Raw genomic sequence first — 19,624 nt, forward strand, 5'->3', positions numbered from 1 at the left:
GAAAGAAAGACATATTGATTGAAATTAAATTTTTTATACTCTATCATATACCCATACAGGTATAGGTTTTTCTGTGTGATGCATGAGAAAATTAAATAATATGGAGGTTCGAAATATGTCTAGAAAAATTGTTGTAGTAGGCGGAGTTGCTGGCGGGGCATCAGTAGCTGCAAGGCTTCGTCGTTTAAGTGAGGAAGATGAAATTATTATGGTTGAACGCGGTGAATACATTTCGTTCGCAAACTGTGGATTGCCATATTATATTGGCGGTGTCATTACAGAAAGACAAAAGTTATTAGTACAAACTGTTGAAAGGATGTCAAAACGTTTTAATTTAGATATACGTGTATTGAGTGAAGTTGTAAAGATTAATAAAGAAGAGAAAACAATTACGATAAAGAATGTAACTACAGATGAAACATATAACGAGGAATATGATGTTTTGATTCTTTCACCAGGGGCGAAACCAATTGTTCCGCCTATTCCGGGCATTGAAGAAGCGAAGGCGTTGTTTACGTTACGAAATGTACCTGATACAGATCGTATAAAAGCGTATATTGATGAGAAGAAACCACGTCATGTGACGGTTATTGGTGGAGGATTTATTGGAGTGGAAATGGTTGAGAATTTAAGAGAACGCGGGATTGAGGTTACTCTTGTAGAGATGGCAAATCAAGTGATGCCACCAATTGATTACGAAATGGCGGCATATGTACATGAGCATATGAAGGTGCACAATGTTGAGCTTGTTTTTGAAGATGGTGTAGATGCGTTAGAAGAGAATGGGACTGTTGTACGTTTAAAAAGTGGCTCAGTTATAAAAACAGATATGATTATTTTAGCAATTGGTGTACAACCAGAGAGTAGTTTAGCGAAAGATGCAGGATTAGCATTAGGAGTTAGAGGAACGATAAAGGTAAATGAGAAATTTCAAACATCTGACCCATATGTATATGCAATTGGTGATGCGATTGAAGTGAAAGATTTTGTTACAGAAACAGAAACGATGATTCCTTTAGCGTGGCCCGCTAATCGTCAAGGTCGTATGTTAGCAGATATTATTCATGGCCATACGGAGTCTTTATATAAAGGTACGATGGGAACTTCTGTGGCTAAAGTTTTTGATTTAACAGTTGCTTCGACTGGAGTAAATGAGAAAATATTAAAACGATTAAATATACCCTATGAGGTAGTACATGTACAGGCAAATTCTCATGCAGGATACTATCCGAATGCTACGCCAGTGCTAATAAAATTAATTTTTAATAAAGATAGCGGAAAGATTTACGGAGCACAGGCTTTAGGGCGTGACGGGGTAGATAAGCGTATAGATGTTATCGCGACGGCAATGAAGGCAAACTTAGCTGTAATCGATTTACCAGATTTAGAATTATCATATGCCCCGCCGTATTCTTCTGCAAAAGATCCAGTAAACATGGTGGGGTATGCCGCAAGTAATATAGTAGATGGTTTTGTGGAAACGGTACAATGGCATGAAATAGATCGTATTGTTGACAATGGTGGATATCTTATAGATGTTCGGGAGCCCAATGAACTAAAACAAGGAATGATTAAAGGCTCTATTAATATTCCGTTAGATGAATTACGTGATCGATTGGATGAAGTGCCAATGGACAAAGAAATATATATCACTTGTCAACTTGGTATGAGAGGGTATGTTGCAGCGCGCATGTTAATGGAAAAAGGATATAAGGTAAAGAATGTAGATGGTGGTTTTAAATTGTATGGGACAGTACTGCCAGAACGTGTTGTATATTGATATTTTTCATCTTCTACTTCAAGATTTAGTGGAAGATAAAAACTTATAGATTAAGGTTTTATTTTTTGTTTTGCGAACATATAAGGTGAAAATTTAAAATAGGGGTTTACAAAATACCCTATAGGGTATAATATATTGTCATAGGTTATAAATAGTGACATAATGGTAATGAGGTGATTATAGGATGGAATATAATCAAGATATGAAAAATAGATTGAAACGTATTGAAGGTCAAGTTCGTGGTGTGCTTCGTATGATGGAAGAAGGAAAGGATTGCCGAGAAGTTATTACACAGTTAACGGCATCTCGTTCTGCCCTTGATCGTACAATTGGGCTCGTTGTTGGAACGAATTTAGAGCAATGTTTGCGTGAACAGTTTGAAAGTGGTAATGGTTCAAATGAAGAGTTAATTAAAGAAGCTGTTCAATTACTTGTAAAAAGCCGATAATCTGTCAAACGTAAGTATTGACAGATTTTCAAAAACATTTTAACATACCCCTACAGGTATGTGTATATAAATTATGGAGGAATCGACTATGAGTATAAAAGTGGATATGAGTTTAGATTGTAAAGGGGTAGCTTGTCCGATGCCGATTGTGAAAACGAAGAAGGCGATAGAAGGATTGGCATCAGGACAAGTGATTGAAATTAAGGCAACAGATAAAGGATCTACAGTAGATATACAAAGCTGGGCAAATAAAGTAGGGCATCAATATATCGGGACGAAACAAGAGGGCGATGTTTTGATGCATTACATTAGGAAAGCGCATGAGCATGAAGTGAATGAAGTAGCAAAGTATCCTCATACAATTACGAATGCAGAGTTGGAAGAGATATTATTAAGTGAGGAAGAGTGTATTGTATTAGATGTTCGAGAAGCAGCGGAATTCGCTTTTGGTCATATTCCATCGGCCATTTCGATGCCGTTAGGAGAGTTAGACAGTGCAGCGTTAGATCAGACGAAACAAATTTATGTTGTTTGCCGAACTGGTAACCGTAGTGATGTAGCTTGCCACATGTTGAAAGAGCAAGGTTATGCAAATGTGAAAAATGTCATTCCAGGTATGTTAGAGTGGCAAGGGAATGTGAAAAAATAAAATTTTTTAAATGAAAATATACCTATGGGGGTAATTAAATGAGTGTTAAATCGTTAAAAGCGAAAGATGTTGCAGAGAAAGTTTTATTCGGAGAGTTGTTTATTTTAGATGTTCGTAATGAGAAGGATTATGAAGATTGGAAAATTGAAGGAAAACAAGTTTCTTCTATTAATAAACCTTATTTTGATTTGTTAGATGGTGTAGAACATATTGTAAGTGAATTACCTAAGGATAAAGATGTTTTAGTAGTATGTGCAAAAGAAGGGTCTTCTATATTTGTGGCAGAGCAGTTAACAGAGGCTGGATTAGAAAATATTTATTATTTAGCTGGTGGTATGAAGGCATGGAGTGAACATGTAAAGCCTGTAAAAGTTGGAGATTTAAAAAATGGCGGAAGTATGTATCAGTTTAACCGTCTTGGAAAAGGCTGTTTATCTTATATGGTCATTTCAAACGGTGAAGCAGCAGTTATTGATGCAGTAAGAACAGTTGAAGCGTATGAAGAATTTGCGAAAGAGCATGGCGTTACGATTACGAATGTAATGGATACACATTTACATGCAGACCATATTTCTGGAGGACGTAAGTTAGCGGAAAAGGTAGGTGGTACGTATTGGTTACCACCAAAAGATGCAGAGGAAGTTGTTTTCTCATACGAACCGCTTGTTGAAGGATCTGTTATTACGGTGGGGGGTACTAAAATTGTAATTGACGCATTATACTCACCAGGACATACGATTGGAAGTACGTCATTCATTGTAGATGATTCTTATTTATTATCAGGCGATATTTTATTTGTAGATTCAATTGGGCGTCCTGATCTTGCTGGTAAGGCTGAAGATTGGGTGAGTGATTTACGTAATACTTTGTATAGCCGATATAAAGAGCTATCTCAAAATTTAGTTGTGTTACCGGCTCATTATTCAAAAATAAGTGAAATGAACGAAAGTGGTATTGTTAGTGCAAAATTAAAAGATTTATTTGAGCATAATGCAGGATTAAATATTGAGGATGAGGGAGAGTTCCGTAAAGTTGTAACAGAAAACTTACCACCTCAGCCAAATGCATATGAAGAAATTCGTCAAACCAATATGGGTAAAATTCACCCAAGTGTGGATAAAGAGCGTGAAATGGAGATTGGTCCAAATCGTTGTGCAGTGCACGAATAATGAAATAAATAAAAAATGGAGGAATTGATGATGAATATAAAACAAGTGTTAGATGCGAAAGGTTTAGCATGTCCAATGCCGATTGTAAGAACAAAGAGAGCAATGGATGCTCTACAAACTGGAGAAGTGTTAGAAATACATGTAACGGATAAAGGGTCAGTTAAGGATATTCCAGCGTGGGCAAATAAATGTGGCCATGACATCGTAAAGCTTGAAGAAGAAGGCGATGTGCTGAAGTTTTGGATTAGGAAGGCGTAGTGAAGCAATAGTTTTGTAAATATAGAGAGGTTGGTTATATGAACACAATATTAAGTACGCTTTTCATTGTACTTGCTGCATGGTTTGTTATTTCACGATTTTTACCAGTGAAAGGTGTTCAAAATATAAATGGCAAAGAATTGAAAAGTATAGTGGGGAAAAAGGGGAAGTATTTTATTGATGTCCGTACAGTAGGTGAATATAGAGGGAATCATATGAAAGGCTTTCAAAATATCCCCCTAAATGATCTAGCAAGTAAGGCGAATCAATTAGATAAGAATAAGGAAGTAATCGTTATTTGCCAAAGTGGAATGAGAAGTAAGCAAGCAGCAAAGGTATTGAAAAAACTAGGGTTTCAGCAAGTAATAAACGTTTCAGGTGGTATGAATGGTTTGTGAGGAGGAAATTTAAAATGAAAGAAATGACTACAAAAGAATTAGAAGAAAAATTGTTGCGTAAAGAAGCGGTAAATATTGTGGATGTACGTGAAGTAGAAGAAGTAGCTGAAGGGAAAATTCCAGAAGCATGTAATATTCCACTAGGACTATTAGAGTTTCGTATGCATGAATTAAATAAAAATCAGGAATATATTATCGTTTGTCGTTCAGGCGGGAGAAGTGCAAGAGCTGTTCAATTTTTAGAAAGTTACGGTTTTCAAGTAATCAATGTGGTAGGTGGTATGTTAGCTTGGGAAGGAAAAGTAGAATAGGGAGAAACAATTTTTATAAATAAAAATACCCCTATAGGTAATTGGAGGGAGAACAATATGGAACAACAGAAGAAAACAACAATCGTTTTATTTAGCGGAGATTACGATAAAGCAATGGCTGCTTATATTATTGCAAATGGTGCAGCGGCGTATGATCAAGAGGTTACTATTTTTCATACTTTCTGGGGATTAAATGCTTTAAGGAAAGATGAACATGTGAATGTAAAGAAAACATTTATAGAAAAAGTATTTGGAAGAATGATGCCACGCGGTGCTGATAAGATGGGGTTATCCAAAATGAATTTTGCTGGTATGGGACCAAAGATGATTAAAGGCATTATGAAAAAACATAATGCAATGCCTTTGCCAGATTTAATTGATTTGGCAAAAGAACAGGGGATTAAACTTGTAGCTTGTCAAATGACAGTAGATTTATTAGGGTTAAAAGAGGAAGAGATTATGGAAGGCGTAGAGTTTGCAGGTGTAGGGGCATATTTAGCAGATGCTTCGGATGGGAATGTAAACTTATTCATTTAATCACCTTCTTTTTAGAAGGAGGGGGATGTAAGGTGAGTGAAGTATTATTACTTTTTATAATTGGGTTTATAGGATCGTTTATATCAGGAATGGTTGGAATTGGCGGTGCAATTATTAATTATCCGATGATCTTATATATTCCAGTATTGTTAGGATTTACTGGCTATACGTCACATGAAGTGAGCGGTATTACAGCAGTACAAGTATTCTTTGCAACTTTTGCAGGTGCCTGGGCATATCGGAAAAGTACTGATATGAATAAAATGTTAGTTGTGTATATGGGAGCTAGTATATTAATAGGAAGTTTTATAGGAAGTTTTAGTGCAAATCTATTAGATGAACACGCTGTAAATGTTGTTTATACAGTATTGGCGACCATTGCAGCTATGATGATGTTTGTACCGAAGAAAAATAATAGTGGAGCAGTTAAGTATAATAAATGGTTAGCAAGTGTGTTAGCGTTTATTGTAGGAGGTGTTTCGGGCATTATTGGAGCTGGAGGTGCGTTTCTTTTAGTTCCTATTATGCTAGTTATTTTAAAATTACCATTGCGCATGACGATAGCGACATCTATCGCTATTACGTTTATTTCCTCAGTAGGGATTACGACTGGAAAAGTGATTACTGGACAAGTAGTTATCATTCCAGCTCTAATTATTGCGGTTGCAAGTATATTTGCTGCGCCAGTTGGAGCGCGAGTCGGGAAGAGGATAAATCAAAAAGTACTACAATATATGTTATCGATTTTAATTGTCGGCACTGCTGTTAAGATGTGGATTGATATGATATCGAAATAAAAGGATGGCGCTGCTTGCAGCCCATCCTTTTATTTATGCCCAAATAACTTTCATTAAGTTTTTATATTCGTCATTCGCTAATTTATATAGCATTCTCGTATGTTCAAAGACAAGTGCTGGATTAAAGTTTGGTTCTGAGAATGCAAGAGATGTTGAAATATCAATTGCATTTTGCTTATTTAATGTGAATTTTGCAAAGCGATAAGATGTATTTAATTCATTGATGACATGTAAAATATCATTTGTTGATGTTGCATCAGGTACGTGAGCAACATTGAAGCAGTATATATCCACCGTAGGATGTTCGTTTTGGAAAGCAGCGATAAGTTGAATCTTTGCGCCAGCTTCAGTCTCTAATCCTACTGAAAAATGAACAGAGCCATCATTTTCATCTATATTTTCTTCCATGTATATATCGTTGGATTTTAAGTAGTCTTTAAAATCTGAGATGTTATGTTTTACTGCAGCTTTCATATGTATAAGCCCCCTGATAATTGGAATAGATTGCTACTATTTATTATAATTTAAAAATATTAAAAAAGATAGTTAGAAAGTTCTGATTTTTAATTCTGAAGAAATAAAAAGAAGCCGTACTCTACCTCCATAGAGTACGGCTTCTTTACTATTCATTGTCGTTAGACGATGTTTCTGTATCTTCACTGCTATTTTTGTTCTTATTTTTCACTTCATTGTTACTTGATTCGCGTTCACTTGAATTTTCAGACTTAGATTCTTTTGTCTTTTTCGAATCAGAGTCTGAGTCAGACTTTGTATATGCAGGTAGCCCAAGATGAGTACGAAGTTCATTTGTAACATTAGCTAATTCTTTTTTATCTGGATTGTAGTAGTAAGTTCGACCACCACCAGCAGATTTGCTACAAGTATCGTCACCTTTTGCCATATAGCAATCATCACCTTGGATTTGTAATTTCTCAATTTCCGAATCCGATCCATATTTATAGAATGAAAGCATATCATCAAATGTTAAGTTTGTAACGAATTGTCCGTTAATATCATCAATGATGTTGCCAACTTTTGTTACAGAACCAACACTTGTTAGCTTCTTTAAAATAGCCTCGATAACGAGTTGTTGACGTTGTCCACGCATTGCATCACTATCGATGTGTCTTGTTCTAGCAAGAGCAAGAGCTTCTTCGCCATTTAGCTTTTGAACACCTTTTTCTAGGTGAATAGCCTCAGCATTATCATTGCTATCTTGCTCAGTAAATTCAACTGGTACATCAACTTCAACACCGCCCAAGTCATCGACGATTTTTATAAATGATTTAAAGTTGAATTTTACAAAATAATCGACAGGAACATTCATTAATTTTTCAACTGCATCAATGCTTGCTTGTGGTCCACCATTTTTTCCGTTTTTAGCAGAACCGAATGCATGAGCGTGTGTAATTTTATCTTTTTTCTTTTCTATTGGAATATAAGTATATGTGTCACGTGGGATACTTAATAGTTTAACAGTTTTGCTATCTTTATTAAATGTTGCAAGTAAAAGCGCGTCTGTTCTTATAGCTTCACCATATTCTTTTCCACGGACATCGCTTTCATCAACACCCATTATTAAAACAGAGACATTGTTTGTAATAGGTTTTACAGCCTTATCACGTAAATCAGATTTATCACCGCGTGCTAAATCGTGTGCGGCATTTCGAACAGCAGAAGATGCTTTATTTACTAAAAACCAAGTATAACCGCCGCCTATTAATAAAACGAATAGTATAGCGCTTATAATAATTTTTATTTTTTTCTTATTTTTTTTCGGTTTATTGCGTGTATTTTCTTGCAAAGATGGGTTTTGCTCCATTTCCTGTACTCCTTCATTTGGATTGAAATACGACACTCATATCCACTTATTATAATGAAATTTAGCGAAAAAAAACATTACAAAACATTTACATTTCGTAAAAATTCAATATATTTATAAAAAGTCAGATTTTCTATATATTATTTGTCAGATGTAGAATAAGTATAAGGGCTTTTAGTAGAAATGAAAATATATATTATGAGAAAGTGATAGGGAAGTAAGATTTGTTGAAATATAGCCAAGAAGAAATGAGTAAGCTTACTTATTTCTTCTATATAATAAAGAAGAATTTGACGGATAAAGGAGAGAGCATAATGAATCATACATCATTCCGAGCAATCGTTGTGAACGAAAAGGAAAATCATCAGTTTGTAAGAAAAGTTGTTGAGAGAGAAGTAAGTAGTTTACCTGAGGGAGACGTATTCATACAAGTTCATTATTCTTCATTAAATTATAAAGATGCTCTTTCAGCTACTGGTAATAAAGGTGTTACGAGAACATATCCTCATACGCCAGGAATTGATGCTGCAGGAGTAGTTGTGAGTAGTGAAGATGCTACCATTAAAGCAGGAGATCAAGTTATTGTAACGGGATATGACTTAGGTATGAATACCTCTGGTGGTTTCGGAGAATATATTCGCGTGCCATCATCTTGGGTCGTGCCTTTACCAGAAGGAATGTCATTAAAGGAAAGTATGATGTATGGGACAGCAGGTTTTACTGCGGCGTTGTCGGTATATAAGCTTATTGGGGCAGGAATCAAGCCTAATATGGGAGATGTTTTAGTAACGGGTGCTACAGGCGGCGTAGGGAGTGTAGCTGTTAGTATATTAAGTAAGTTAGGGTTTAACGTAGTAGGAGCGACAGGAAAAATGGAAGAGAAAGATATGCTACTACGTCTAGGAGCAAAAAAAGTAATTCATCGCGCGGAATTGAATGATGAATCAGGAAGACCAATGTTAAAAGGGATATACGCCGGAGTTATTGATACTGTAGGTGGACGTATGTTAGAAACAGCTTTAAAAACAGTAAAGTATGGTGGTTGTGTAACGACATGCGGTAATGTGGCAGGTCAGGAACTACAAACAACGGTATATCCGTTTATTTTACGGGGCATAAGCCTTTTAGGAGTAGATTCCGTGCAATGTCCAGTAGATGTGAGAAGAGATGTTTGGACGCTTTTAGCGAATGAATGGGGAAATAAAGAGTTACTGTCTTATACAGAAGAATGTACATTAGAAGAATTAGAGAAGAAGTTTACACTTATATTGCAAGGAAAGTTAAAAGGAAGAACAGTTGTTAAAATATAATAAGAAAGAGACGCTTACGTTAGCGTCTCTTTCTTATTATAATGATTGTTTTAAATTGATTTTTCCTTGTTCGCCTAAAACACCGTCAGCGATATTTACAGCGTGATCGCCAATGCGCTCTAAGTTACTTACCATATCGACGAAGATGATACTTGCATCACCTGAACAGCTGCGTTCGTTTAGACGTAATACGTGACGTTTACGAAGAACACGTTCCATTTGGTCGATTTTGCGTTCTTTTGCAATAACAGTTTGAGCTAGTTCAGTATCGAAGTTTGTTAAAGCTTCAACTGAGTCTTGCAGTGTTGAAATTGTTAACTCAAGCATTTCGTTTAATTCAGCTAATGCTTCATCGGATAGTGAAACACGGTTTGAAATTTGGAAATCTACAAGTTCTACAAGGTTTTCTACATGATCACCGACACGTTCAATATCTCCAACAACACCTGCTAAAACAGAATGTTTTTCAGAATCCGTAGGTGAAAGTGGCTTTTCTGATAGTAAAACTAAATACTCGGTAATTTTTTTATCTAAATTGTTAATAGCTCCTTCTAATTGAGTAGCCATGTTTGCGTGTTTTTTGTCTTGTGTATTTAAAAATTGATTTGCTTCTTTTAATCCATGTAATGAGAACTCAGCCATACGGATAATCTCTTTTTGAGCTTCAGTTAAAGCGATGGCTGGAGATTGTTCAATAAAGATTGGATTTAAATGTTGTGGTTTGAAGTCAATCGCTGCATCTTCACCACGAATAATTTTTGTTACGATCCATGCTAACACTGCAATGAACGGGAATTGAATGATTGTATTTGTTACGTTAAATGTTCCGTGTGCAAATGCAATAGTCATTTCTGGATTCAAGTTTAATGATGTTTGGAAATATTGAATTAAACTTGTAAATGGTACTAATAAAATTGTAAAGATAATTGTACCGATAATATTAAAGATAACGTGAACTAATGCTGCACGTCTTGCGGCAATAGAAGTACCGATTGCTGCTAATACAGCTGTAATTGTCGTACCGATGTTATCACCGAATAATACAGGAAGAGCTGCTTGTAAATCGATTGCACCTTGACCGAATAGTTCTTGTAAAATACCAATAGTTGCACTTGAACTTTGTACAATTAAAGTAAAGACTGTACCAACAACAATTCCTAAAATTGGATTATCACTCATGCTAACTGTTAATTCTTGGAATGATTCTAAAGAACGAAGAGGTTTCATACCTGCGCTCATTAATTCTAAACCGAAGAATAACATACCAAAACCGAATACAACTTGACCTACAGAATGTACTTTTTTATTTTTAAAGAAGAATAGTAAGATTGCTCCAATTGCCATAACTGGGAGAGCATATTCTCCGATTTTAATTCCGATAATAAATGCAGTAACTGTCGTACCGATGTTTGCACCCATAATAACACCGATTGCTTGTCTTAATGTCATAAATCCGGCACTTACAAGTCCGACTGTTAAAGCAGTTGTTCCTGAACTGGATTGGATTAATACAGTAACTAACATACCTGCTAGTACACCCATAAGTGGGTTTGTTGTAAAACGATCTAGAATATCGCGAAGACGATCTCCAGCTGCTTGTTGCAGTCCATCGCCCATGTATTTAATCCCGAATAAGAAAATACCTAATCCACCAATGAACTGGAAGATCATATCTTGAACATTATATTCCACGCATTCCACTCCTTAAATTTCATGTACGATGTAATTATTAACTGAACCTTGAGGCACTGTAAACGGTTTGCTAGTAAAATTTACACTAAATTTACAAAGAGAAGAAAAGTTTACAATCCCTTAAAGAAACAGCTGTGTTCTATTGGTTTTCAACTTGTATAAATCTTAATTTTGTAAAGAAATCACACTTTTTAGAATAATGTTGTTCAGTCGAATATTAAGGAAAGCGTCTGCGAGTTCATCGTATATTTTTTGATGAAAGTTAAAAAAATATGTAGGAAAATGCATGTAGTTTTATAACAGCAAAACGAGGGGAAATAATTCTTTTAACACGATAAAAAAAGCCACTGAATTATCCAGCAGCTTTTTCCGTGTTTTTATCGCCATGCTTTTGTTTTCTTATGCTTGTAATGTAAATGAAGAGAAAAGCAATAAGTAATAGAGAGGAATAACGATATACAGTTGCATAGTTTGTAAAATGAGCAATAAATCCAAATATAATCGCTCCAGCGCCGATTCCAAGGTCAAATGCGGAGAAGAATGTAGCCGTTGCTACGCCGCGTCGATGCGGTGCTACGCGGTCAATCATCCATGCTTGTAGTGCAGGTTGAATCGCTCCAAAACCACTTCCGTAACATGCTGCAGCAATAATTAAGCTCGGAATTGTCGTCGTATACGACAATAAAATAATACCTGTAAATGTTATAATAACTCCCGGAATGATGACGAATGTATGGCCTTTCGCATCATATAGCTTTCCAGAGAATGGACGAGTCACAGCGATTGCTAGTGCGTTACATAAAAAGAAGAGACTAATATCAGCTATGCCGACTTCTGTAGCAAATAGTGTGATAAAACTTCCGATTCCTCCGTACATTAATGTAATACATAATATTAATAATGAAGGAAGTAAAGCTTTACGCTCAATAAATCCATCGAGAAAAGTACTAGATGATTGTTGTGGAGGCTGTTTCGTTTTTTGGATTTGAAGTAGTTTCGTTAATATTAATGAAACAATTGTGCACGATAATGCACATAAAAAAAGAATTGTGAAGTTATATGTTTGCATAAGCCATAGTCCGATAAGTGGACCGAGGGCCATTGCAATTGTTCCAGAAAGGCCAAAATATCCCATGCCTTCTCCGCGGCGAGCTGAGGGAATTAAATCAGAAACGACAGTTCCATATGTAGTCGTTGTAATACCGAAACCAGCTCCGTGCAAAATACGAACAGCAAGCAAGAGAAAGATAGTTGAGGCGAAAAGATAACTGCCCATAGCGAGTAAACAGATAGCAGTACCGATCATTAAAATGATTTTTTTATTGAATTTTTGCAAGGCGTTCCCAGTTAGCGGTCTAACAAAAAGTGCCGCAACGGTAAACATGCCGACAACAAATCCGATATTGGAACTTGTGCCACCAATTTCTTTCACATAAACAGGTAAGGTTGGAATTAACATTTGAAACCCTAAAAACATACATAAGTTTGCAAAAATTAAAGCAACAAACTCTTTTGTCCATAACGGTTCTCGTTTTACGAGTATTGCTTCTCCCATATATTCATCCCCTATATAAAATTTTCTCTTTTCTTTCGAGTATATGTATTGGCCAATGCAACAGTCAAGGAAGGTGTCTTGAAAACGGATAACAATTTTTAAGGTGAAAAACTGACAAATTTGTGTAAAAGCTACACAACTATGAAAAAAAGATGTAAAGTATAGATGTATAGACTTGTAGGTGTTAAGAATGATAGAAATTGTTTTTTCTTTAAAGAAAGCGGATTCAAAAGAGTAGTGAACAAGAAGGGGATATATACTTTTCACTACATATATTTGAAAAGGTTTACAATATGATGAAGAAAGAGGCGTGTACATATGAGACGATTAGGTATTTCTATTTATCCAGAACATTCAACAGTAGAGAAAGATAAGGAGTATTTAACATTAGCAAGTAAATATGGATTTACACGTGTGTTCACATGTTTATTATCTGTGGATGGAGAAAAAGAGAAAATTATAGAAGAATTTAAAGAAACGATCTCTCATGCGAATGCATTAGGGTTCCAAGTATTAGTTGATATTAGTCCATCTGTTTTTGAACAATTAGGTATTTCGTATAATGATTTATCATTCTTCCATGAATTAGGTGCGTACGGTATTCGTTTAGATGTCGGTTTCTCAGGATTAGAAGAATCAATTATGACTTATAATCCGTATGGTTTGAAAATTGAGATTAATATGAGCAATGGTACGAAGTATGTAGATAACATTATGAGTCACAGACCAAATCGTGAAAATTTAATTGGTTGTCATAATTTTTATCCGCATCGTTATTCAGGGTTATCATACGATCATTTCATTAAATGCTCGAAACAATTTAAAGATTACGGTATGAGAACGGCTGCTTTTATTTCATCATTTGATGCAACATACGGACCTTGGCCAGTAACAGAAGGGTTATGTACATTAGAGCAGCATCGTGAATTATCGATGACAACACAGGCGAAACATTTATTCGCGACGGAATTAATTGATGATGTTATTATTGCAAACGCATATGCGTCAGAAGAAGAATTACAAGCACTAGGTGCATTAAATAAAGAGAAACAAACATTTGATATAGAAATATATGATACAACGACAGAACTAGAAAGAATTATCGTATTAGACGAACCACATTTTTATCGCGGAGATGTATCTGAATATATGATTCGTTCTACACAAAGTCGTGTGAAATATAAAAAAGAAGAGTTTAAACCTCATAATACGCGTGAAATTAAGCGTGGAGATTTATTAATTGATAATGAACAATATGGTCAGTATAAAGGCGAATTACAAATTGCATTAAAAGATATGGTGAATACAGGAAAAACAAATGTAGTTGGTCGAATTGTAGAAGAAGAGATTTTCTTACTAGACTATTTATAAGCATGGGATAAATTCGGATTTACATTAAAGAAATAGAGAGAATATAAAGGGGAAAAACTACTGATTTCAGCAGCTTTTCCCCCTTTATATATAAAGAGCGAGAGGAAGAGCTATGACAAAGGTGCATCAGCGATTAATTTCTATTTTAGAGGAATTTTTAGAAGAGAAATCGATGTTAAATCGAGCTTTTTTAGCAGGCCGTTTACATGTATCAACGAAGACGATTCAAAAGGATATAAAATTATTAAATGATATATTGGAAGAAAACGGAGCGAAAATCGAATCGCAAAGAGGGAATGGGTACGAATTAGAAATTATAAAAAAGAAGAAATTTGAAGACTTTTGTGTGAGTCTATTTCAAAAACAGACGGAAAAGATCCCAACTTCTTATGAAGAAAGAATAGCGTACATTCTGCAGCGTGTTTTAATGACAGAGGGATATGTGAAGCTTTCAGAATTAGCGGAAGAGATGTATGTGAGCAAATCAACGGTCAATTTAATTATGAAAGATGTTACAGATATATGTGGTCGCTATAAATTACAAATTGAGAAGAGACCGTATTATGGTATACGTATTGTTGGAGAGGAATTTAATATTCGTTCTTGTTTATCACAATATGGTTTACCGCGTTATGATCATACTCCGTTTCATGAGCAATTTGAGCAGACGGAGACATATTTATCGCTACCGCATATATCACTCATTCGTTCAATTATATTAAAGTATATTGAAGGCGGAACAATATATTTATCTGATATAGAAATTGATAATTTAGTCATTCATATTGCAATCGCATTAAAGCGTTGTCAAAGTCAACATTATATGAAAGGACTGCATGTGGAGCAATCAGAACTTATAATAAAGAAAGAATATACAATTGCGAAGCAAATTTTAGGAGATTTAGAGAAAGAGTTAAAATTTTCATTTCCAGAAGAAGAAGTATTATATGTGACGATGCATTTATTAAGTACTGCTGTTACAACGAGAAATCGCTATGAAAATGTAGAAGAGCTATTAGGAAAAGATATATATGCATTTATGCAACATATTCTTTTTAAAGTAGCGGAAGAACGGAATCTTATTTTTTATTATGATGAGGAATTATTATTTGGATTTGGTATTCATTTAAAAACGTTATTAAATCGTTTGAAGTATAAGTTAAATACGAGAAATCCTCTTTTGGCAGAAGTGAAAAAGAATTATCCGTATGCTTTTGAAATTGCGGTTCTCGTTGGAGATATCATTGGTGAATATACGGGTGAATCGATCCCTGAAAGTGAAATTGGTTATATTGCAATTCACTTCGGCGGAGCTATGAGCCGTTTGCAGGAGCAAAATCAAAAGAAAAGATGCTTATTAGTTTGTGCGACTGGTCAAGGAAGTGCACAACTATTAAAATATAAAATTTTATCACAGTTCCGAGATAAATTAGAGATTGTAGGTATTACAGGCTATTATCAATTGAAAGTAGAAGATCTTTATAAAGAAAAAATAGATTGTATTATTAGTACGATTCATATACCGAGTGGCTTGCCTGTTCCAGTTATAAAAGTGAATTCAATATTTGATGATAAAGAGATTAAATCGATTGGTCAGCGGTTGTTTACGCATGTGAATACTAGTGTGCAGCCTTATATTAAGGAAGATTTAATCTTTTTAAATCATAGTGCTTCTACGAAAGAGGATGTTATTCAGTTTTTATGTGAGAAAGCTGCTGAGAAACGCTATGTACCAGAAAACTTTTATGCTTCTGTTATGGAAAGAGAAAATACGTCTCCGACAGCGGTTGGGAATTCAGTTGCAATCCCGCATCCGATGCAGTTATTAAGTGAGGAAACTTTTTTGATGTTTTGCACACTTGAAAAGGCTGTTGATTGGGGAGATAAAAAAGTACAAGTAATTATTTTATTTAGTGTAAAGCGCAATAATAATGAAGATTTGCAAAGGCTTTATGATTTTTTATATGATATTATGTCTAGTCAAACTACGATAGAGAAACTTACTCAGACCGAGGTAATTGAAGATTTTCAAGAGATTTTATTATCATTTTGAAAAAGTATATAAAAACTTCCGTTACATAACGGAAGTTTTTTATGTTTAATTGTATGCGTTTTCATAATAAGATGAAAATATAGAAAACATATAGCTTGGGGGAATTTAAAATGTCTGATATGCAAACTCCATTTGCGTTAATTTTACATGGTGGCAATGCGAGAAGTGCGGCGCTTGAAGCAATTGCTTTTGCAAGACAAGGAGATTTCGGGAATGCCGGTGAAAAGATGAAACTTGCTAGTGAGGAAATTTCAGCAGCGCATCGTATTCAAACGGATTTAATTCAAGAAGAGGCAAGAGGAAATCATGCAGAAATCAGTTTACTGTTAGTGCACGCACAAGATCATTTAATGAATGCAATTACAGTGAAAGAACTGGCTGAAGAATTTATTGCTCTTCATAAACGAGTAGAAGAGAAAGTGACCGTATAAGATGTACATTTTATTATGTTGTGCAGCAGGTATGTCAACGAGTATGGTCGTAAGAAAAATGCAAGAAGAGGCAAAAAAACAGGGGAAGAATTATAAAATTAAGGCGGTTGATTCAGAACTAGTGAAGCTTGAAATTAAGGAAGCCGATGTCGTTTTAATTGGCCCACAGGTGAAATACTTATTTCCAGCTGTAGAGTTTCTTGCAAATTCATACAATATACCAGTTGCGATTATAGACCAACGAGATTATGGCATGTGTGATGGTTTGAAGGTGCTTAAGCAAGCAGAACAATTAGTTTTAGCATAATTATATCTTTTTAAATATAAACATTATAATGTTATAAAGTTTATTTCATTCTTTTATAGTAGAGAGAAAGAGGAGGGCTATTGATGAATGGGTTTATGAGTTTTATGGAACAAAAGATTATGCCAACAACGCAAAAGATTGCAGGACAACGACATTTATTAGCAATTCGAAACGGGGTTATTTCTACATTGCCGTTAACGATCGTCGGATCATTTTTCGTTATCTTTTTAAATTTACCAATTGATGCATATATGGAATGGATTGCACCGTTTCGCCATATTTTAGATATTCCATTCCGATTTACAGTAGGACTAATGGCATTATACGCGGCGTTTGGTGTAGGGGCTTCGCTCGCGAACTTTTATCAGCTCAATCAGTTAAGTGCAGGGTTATTATCTGTACTCGCCTTTTTACTAGCATCAGTGGAACCAATTCAAATTACGAAAGCGGTACCAGGTGTTATTGATGCAGGTAGATATATTTCAGTAGGAACATTAAGTGCAACGTCTTTATTTGGCGCAATTGTTACAGCATTAATTGCAGTAGAAATTTATCATTTTATGATTAAGCATAATATCTCGATTAAATTACCAGATAGTGTACCACCCGCAGTTTCAAATTCGTTTGCAGCATTAATTCCAACGCTAGCAGTTATTCTTTTATTCTGGGGTATTCGCTACGGTTTGAAATTTGATGTGAATACAACGATCACATATTTAATCGCACCATTAAAATCAGTATTAGTAGGAAATAATTTATTCGGTGGTTTATTAACAGTATTCTTAATCGTGTTTTTCTGGTCATTCGGTATACATGGACCAGCGATTTTAGGACCAATTATTCGTCCGATGTGGGATTCGGCAATTCTTGAAAATATGGAAGTATTCACGGCTACAGGAAATGCACATCAGTTACCAAACTTATTTACAGAGCAATTCATTCAATGGTTCGTATGGATTGGCGGATCAGGTTCAACGTTAGCTTTAGTAATTATGTTTATGTTCTCTAAATCTAAGTTCCTAAAAGAGTTAGGTAGATTATCATTCGTACCAGGTTTATTCAATATTAACGAACCAATTATTTTCGGTGCACCAATTGTAATGAACCCAATCTTAATTATTCCGTTCGTTATTACACCGTTAGTGACAACGACAGTATCATATTTCGCAGTTGTTTCAGGTATGATTCCACTTATGATGGCGAAACTGCCATTTACGATGTTAGCACCAATTGCAGCGGTGATTAGTACGGACTGGACAATTATGGCTGGTGTACTTGTACTTGTTAACTTTGTTATCTCGTTCGTTATTTACTATCCATTCTTCAAAATGTATGAGAAACAACAATTAGCAGGAGAGGAGAAAACAGAATGCTCGGAGCAATTATCATCTTAATTACATTCGTGGTCGGACAGTGTATTGCCCATTATTCGAAATGGGTACAAAGTAAATCTTTATTAGTGTTACTACTAGTATCAGTTTTATTTATCGGTTGTTCAATGGGTGCATATGTAATGTTAGGATTGCAATCACCGTACGTAATTATTGTACCGACAATTTTATGTGCAACGTGTTTATCTGCAAAATATAGATTTACGAGCATGGCATTAATACAACGTGTGAAGGAGATGCAAAAGCATGGAGCGTAAATTAGGAATTTCACTTTATCCAGAACATTCAACGAAAGAAAAAGATATGGCTTATATTTCCGCAGCGGCACGACACGGTTTTTCAAGAATATTTACTTGTTTGTTATCTGTGAATCGTCCGAAAGAAGAAATTGTAGCTGAATTTAAAGAGATTATCAATCACGCAAAAGATAACAATATGGAAGTTATTTTAGATGTAGCTCCGGCTGTTTTTGATCAGCTTGGTATTAGTTATAGCGATTTATCATTCTTCGCGGAGTTAGGTGCAGACGGTATTCGTTTAGATGTAGGCTTCGACGGGTTAACTGAAGCGAAAATGACGAATAATCCGTACGGTTTAAAAATTGAGTTAAATGTAAGTAACGATATTGCGTACTTAGAAAATATTCTTTCGCATCAAGCGAATAAATCAGCTTTAATTGGTTGCCATAATTTTTATCCGCAAAAATTCACTGGTCTTCCGTACGATTATTTCATTCGCTGCAGTGAACGCTTTAAAAAGCATGGTATTCGCAGTGCAGCCTTTATTACATCACATGTCGCAAACATCGGTCCATGGGATATTAACGATGGATTATGTACATTAGAAGAGCATCGTAATTTACCAATTGAAGTACAAGCGAAGCATTTATGGGCAACAGGGTTAATTGATGATGTCATTATCGGAAATGCTTATGCGAGTGAGGAAGAGTTAGAGAAACTAGGAAACTTAAATCGCTACATGTTACAGCTAAAAGTGCACTTTGTAGACGAAGCGACTGAAGTAGAGAAGAGAGCTACGCTGCAAGAATTACACGTAAGACGCGGCGACATAACAGAGTATATGGTACGTTCTACAGAAGTACGTAAAAAGTACAAAGACTATGACTTCCCAGTGCGTGAAAGCGTGCTACAGGAAAGAGGGCAAGTTGTAATTGGTAATAACTCATTCGGAAAGTATAAAGGTGAACTGCAAATCATCTTGAAAGAAATGCCGATAGATGAACGGAAAAATATCGTCGGTACAATTGCGGAAGAGGAGTTATTCTTACTAGATTATGTAGGAGCTTGGACGCAGTTTACTTGTGTGGAATAGGGAAGAGAAAGAG

Annotated in this window: 21 protein-coding genes; 17 read left to right on the plus strand and 4 right to left on the minus strand. The window is 35.3% G+C overall.

What is annotated here, in order from left to right:
* Positions 1-115: 115 nt before the first annotated feature.
* From cdr to NST90_RS04020, 9 genes are all read left to right on the plus strand, one after another.
* Positions 116-1,780: a CoA-disulfide reductase gene (gene cdr, locus NST90_RS03980; protein WP_046392364.1), complete on the plus strand. Its 1,665-nt coding sequence runs from the start codon at positions 116-118 to the stop codon at positions 1,778-1,780.
* Between the two features lie 184 nt (positions 1,781-1,964).
* Positions 1,965-2,228 carry a metal-sensitive transcriptional regulator gene (locus NST90_RS03985; protein ID WP_000456206.1) on the plus strand — a complete coding sequence of 88 codons (264 nt, stop codon included), beginning with the start codon at positions 1,965-1,967 and terminating at the stop codon, positions 2,226-2,228.
* A gap of 88 nt (positions 2,229-2,316) precedes the next feature.
* A complete protein-coding gene (locus NST90_RS03990) occupies positions 2,317-2,877 on the plus strand; it encodes a sulfurtransferase TusA family protein (RefSeq protein WP_046392365.1) in 561 nt (186 codons plus the stop codon).
* A 38-nt stretch (positions 2,878-2,915) separates the two neighbouring features.
* On the plus strand, positions 2,916-4,046 hold the full coding sequence (locus NST90_RS03995) for a rhodanese-like domain-containing protein (RefSeq protein ID WP_046392366.1): 1,131 nt from the start codon (positions 2,916-2,918) through the stop codon (positions 4,044-4,046).
* A 27-nt stretch (positions 4,047-4,073) separates the two neighbouring features.
* Positions 4,074-4,304: a sulfurtransferase TusA family protein gene (locus NST90_RS04000; RefSeq protein ID WP_002093886.1), complete on the plus strand. Its 231-nt coding sequence runs from the start codon at positions 4,074-4,076 to the stop codon at positions 4,302-4,304.
* A 38-nt stretch (positions 4,305-4,342) separates the two neighbouring features.
* Positions 4,343-4,702 (plus strand): rhodanese-like domain-containing protein, encoded by a 360-nt coding sequence (locus NST90_RS04005; protein WP_001092318.1) that lies wholly within the window; start codon positions 4,343-4,345, stop codon positions 4,700-4,702.
* Between the two features lie 14 nt (positions 4,703-4,716).
* Positions 4,717-5,013, plus strand: a complete 297-nt coding sequence (locus NST90_RS04010) for a rhodanese-like domain-containing protein (protein WP_000661810.1) — start codon at positions 4,717-4,719, stop codon at positions 5,011-5,013.
* Between the two features lie 57 nt (positions 5,014-5,070).
* Entirely contained in the window at positions 5,071-5,550 is a 480-nt protein-coding gene (locus NST90_RS04015) for a DsrE/DsrF/DrsH-like family protein (RefSeq protein ID WP_000437742.1), read from the plus strand.
* 32 nt (positions 5,551-5,582) lie between these two features.
* Positions 5,583-6,347, plus strand: a complete 765-nt coding sequence (locus NST90_RS04020) for a sulfite exporter TauE/SafE family protein (RefSeq protein WP_046392368.1) — start codon at positions 5,583-5,585, stop codon at positions 6,345-6,347.
* Between the two features lie 33 nt (positions 6,348-6,380).
* Here NST90_RS04020 and NST90_RS04025 read toward each other — a convergent pair whose 3' ends face one another.
* Together NST90_RS04025 and NST90_RS04030 are read right to left on the minus strand one after the other, a co-directional pair.
* Complete coding sequence (locus NST90_RS04025) at positions 6,381-6,821, minus strand: hypothetical protein (protein WP_000642362.1); 441 nt, start codon at positions 6,819-6,821, stop codon at positions 6,381-6,383.
* A 148-nt stretch (positions 6,822-6,969) separates the two neighbouring features.
* Positions 6,970-8,169 (minus strand): LCP family protein, encoded by a 1,200-nt coding sequence (locus tag NST90_RS04030; RefSeq protein ID WP_000437391.1) that lies wholly within the window; start codon positions 8,167-8,169, stop codon positions 6,970-6,972.
* Between the two features lie 314 nt (positions 8,170-8,483).
* On the opposite strand from NST90_RS04030, the gene NST90_RS04035 reads away from it, so the two are divergent.
* A complete protein-coding gene (locus tag NST90_RS04035) occupies positions 8,484-9,479 on the plus strand; it encodes a YhdH/YhfP family quinone oxidoreductase (RefSeq protein ID WP_025709938.1) in 996 nt (331 codons plus the stop codon).
* A 36-nt stretch (positions 9,480-9,515) separates the two neighbouring features.
* Here the strand turns inward: NST90_RS04035 and NST90_RS04040 are convergent, their stop codons facing one another.
* Positions 9,516-11,171, minus strand: coding sequence for a Na/Pi cotransporter family protein (locus tag NST90_RS04040; RefSeq protein ID WP_000456270.1), 1,656 nt, complete (start codon positions 11,169-11,171; stop codon positions 9,516-9,518).
* Positions 11,172-11,523: 352 nt separating this feature from the next.
* Complete coding sequence (locus NST90_RS04045) at positions 11,524-12,726, minus strand: MFS transporter (RefSeq protein WP_000503239.1); 1,203 nt, start codon at positions 12,724-12,726, stop codon at positions 11,524-11,526.
* A gap of 318 nt (positions 12,727-13,044) precedes the next feature.
* On the opposite strand from NST90_RS04045, the gene NST90_RS04050 reads away from it, so the two are divergent.
* The 7 genes from NST90_RS04050 (at position 13,045) to NST90_RS04080 (ending at position 19,611) form a co-directional block, all read left to right on the plus strand.
* Positions 13,045-14,097, plus strand: a complete 1,053-nt coding sequence (locus NST90_RS04050; RefSeq protein WP_283748292.1) for a DUF871 domain-containing protein — start codon at positions 13,045-13,047, stop codon at positions 14,095-14,097.
* A gap of 112 nt (positions 14,098-14,209) precedes the next feature.
* Positions 14,210-16,150 carry a BglG family transcription antiterminator gene (locus NST90_RS04055; RefSeq protein WP_025709940.1) on the plus strand — a complete coding sequence of 647 codons (1,941 nt, stop codon included), beginning with the start codon at positions 14,210-14,212 and terminating at the stop codon, positions 16,148-16,150.
* Positions 16,151-16,260: 110 nt separating this feature from the next.
* Positions 16,261-16,581 (plus strand): PTS lactose/cellobiose transporter subunit IIA, encoded by a 321-nt coding sequence (locus tag NST90_RS04060; protein ID WP_001282173.1) that lies wholly within the window; start codon positions 16,261-16,263, stop codon positions 16,579-16,581.
* A gap of 1 nt (position 16,582) precedes the next feature.
* Positions 16,583-16,888, plus strand: a complete 306-nt coding sequence (locus NST90_RS04065) for a PTS sugar transporter subunit IIB (protein WP_000275642.1) — start codon at positions 16,583-16,585, stop codon at positions 16,886-16,888.
* An 83-nt stretch (positions 16,889-16,971) separates the two neighbouring features.
* The gene (locus NST90_RS04070; protein WP_001013053.1) at positions 16,972-18,282 is read left to right on the plus strand and encodes a PTS sugar transporter subunit IIC; all 1,311 of its coding nucleotides are present in this window, start codon (positions 16,972-16,974) and stop codon (positions 18,280-18,282) included.
* Positions 18,258-18,536, plus strand: coding sequence for a hypothetical protein (locus NST90_RS04075; protein WP_000900048.1), 279 nt, complete (start codon positions 18,258-18,260; stop codon positions 18,534-18,536). Before NST90_RS04070 ends, NST90_RS04075 begins: the two co-directional genes overlap by 25 nt.
* Complete coding sequence (locus NST90_RS04080; RefSeq protein WP_000440054.1) at positions 18,526-19,611, plus strand: MupG family TIM beta-alpha barrel fold protein; 1,086 nt, start codon at positions 18,526-18,528, stop codon at positions 19,609-19,611. The genes NST90_RS04075 and NST90_RS04080 overlap by 11 nt, the downstream gene beginning before the upstream one ends.
* Positions 19,612-19,624 lie beyond the last annotated feature (13 nt).

Source organism: Bacillus sp. FSL E2-8900 (assembly GCF_037966225.1).
Classification (GTDB): domain Bacteria; phylum Bacillota; class Bacilli; order Bacillales; family Bacillaceae_G; genus Bacillus_A; species Bacillus_A cereus.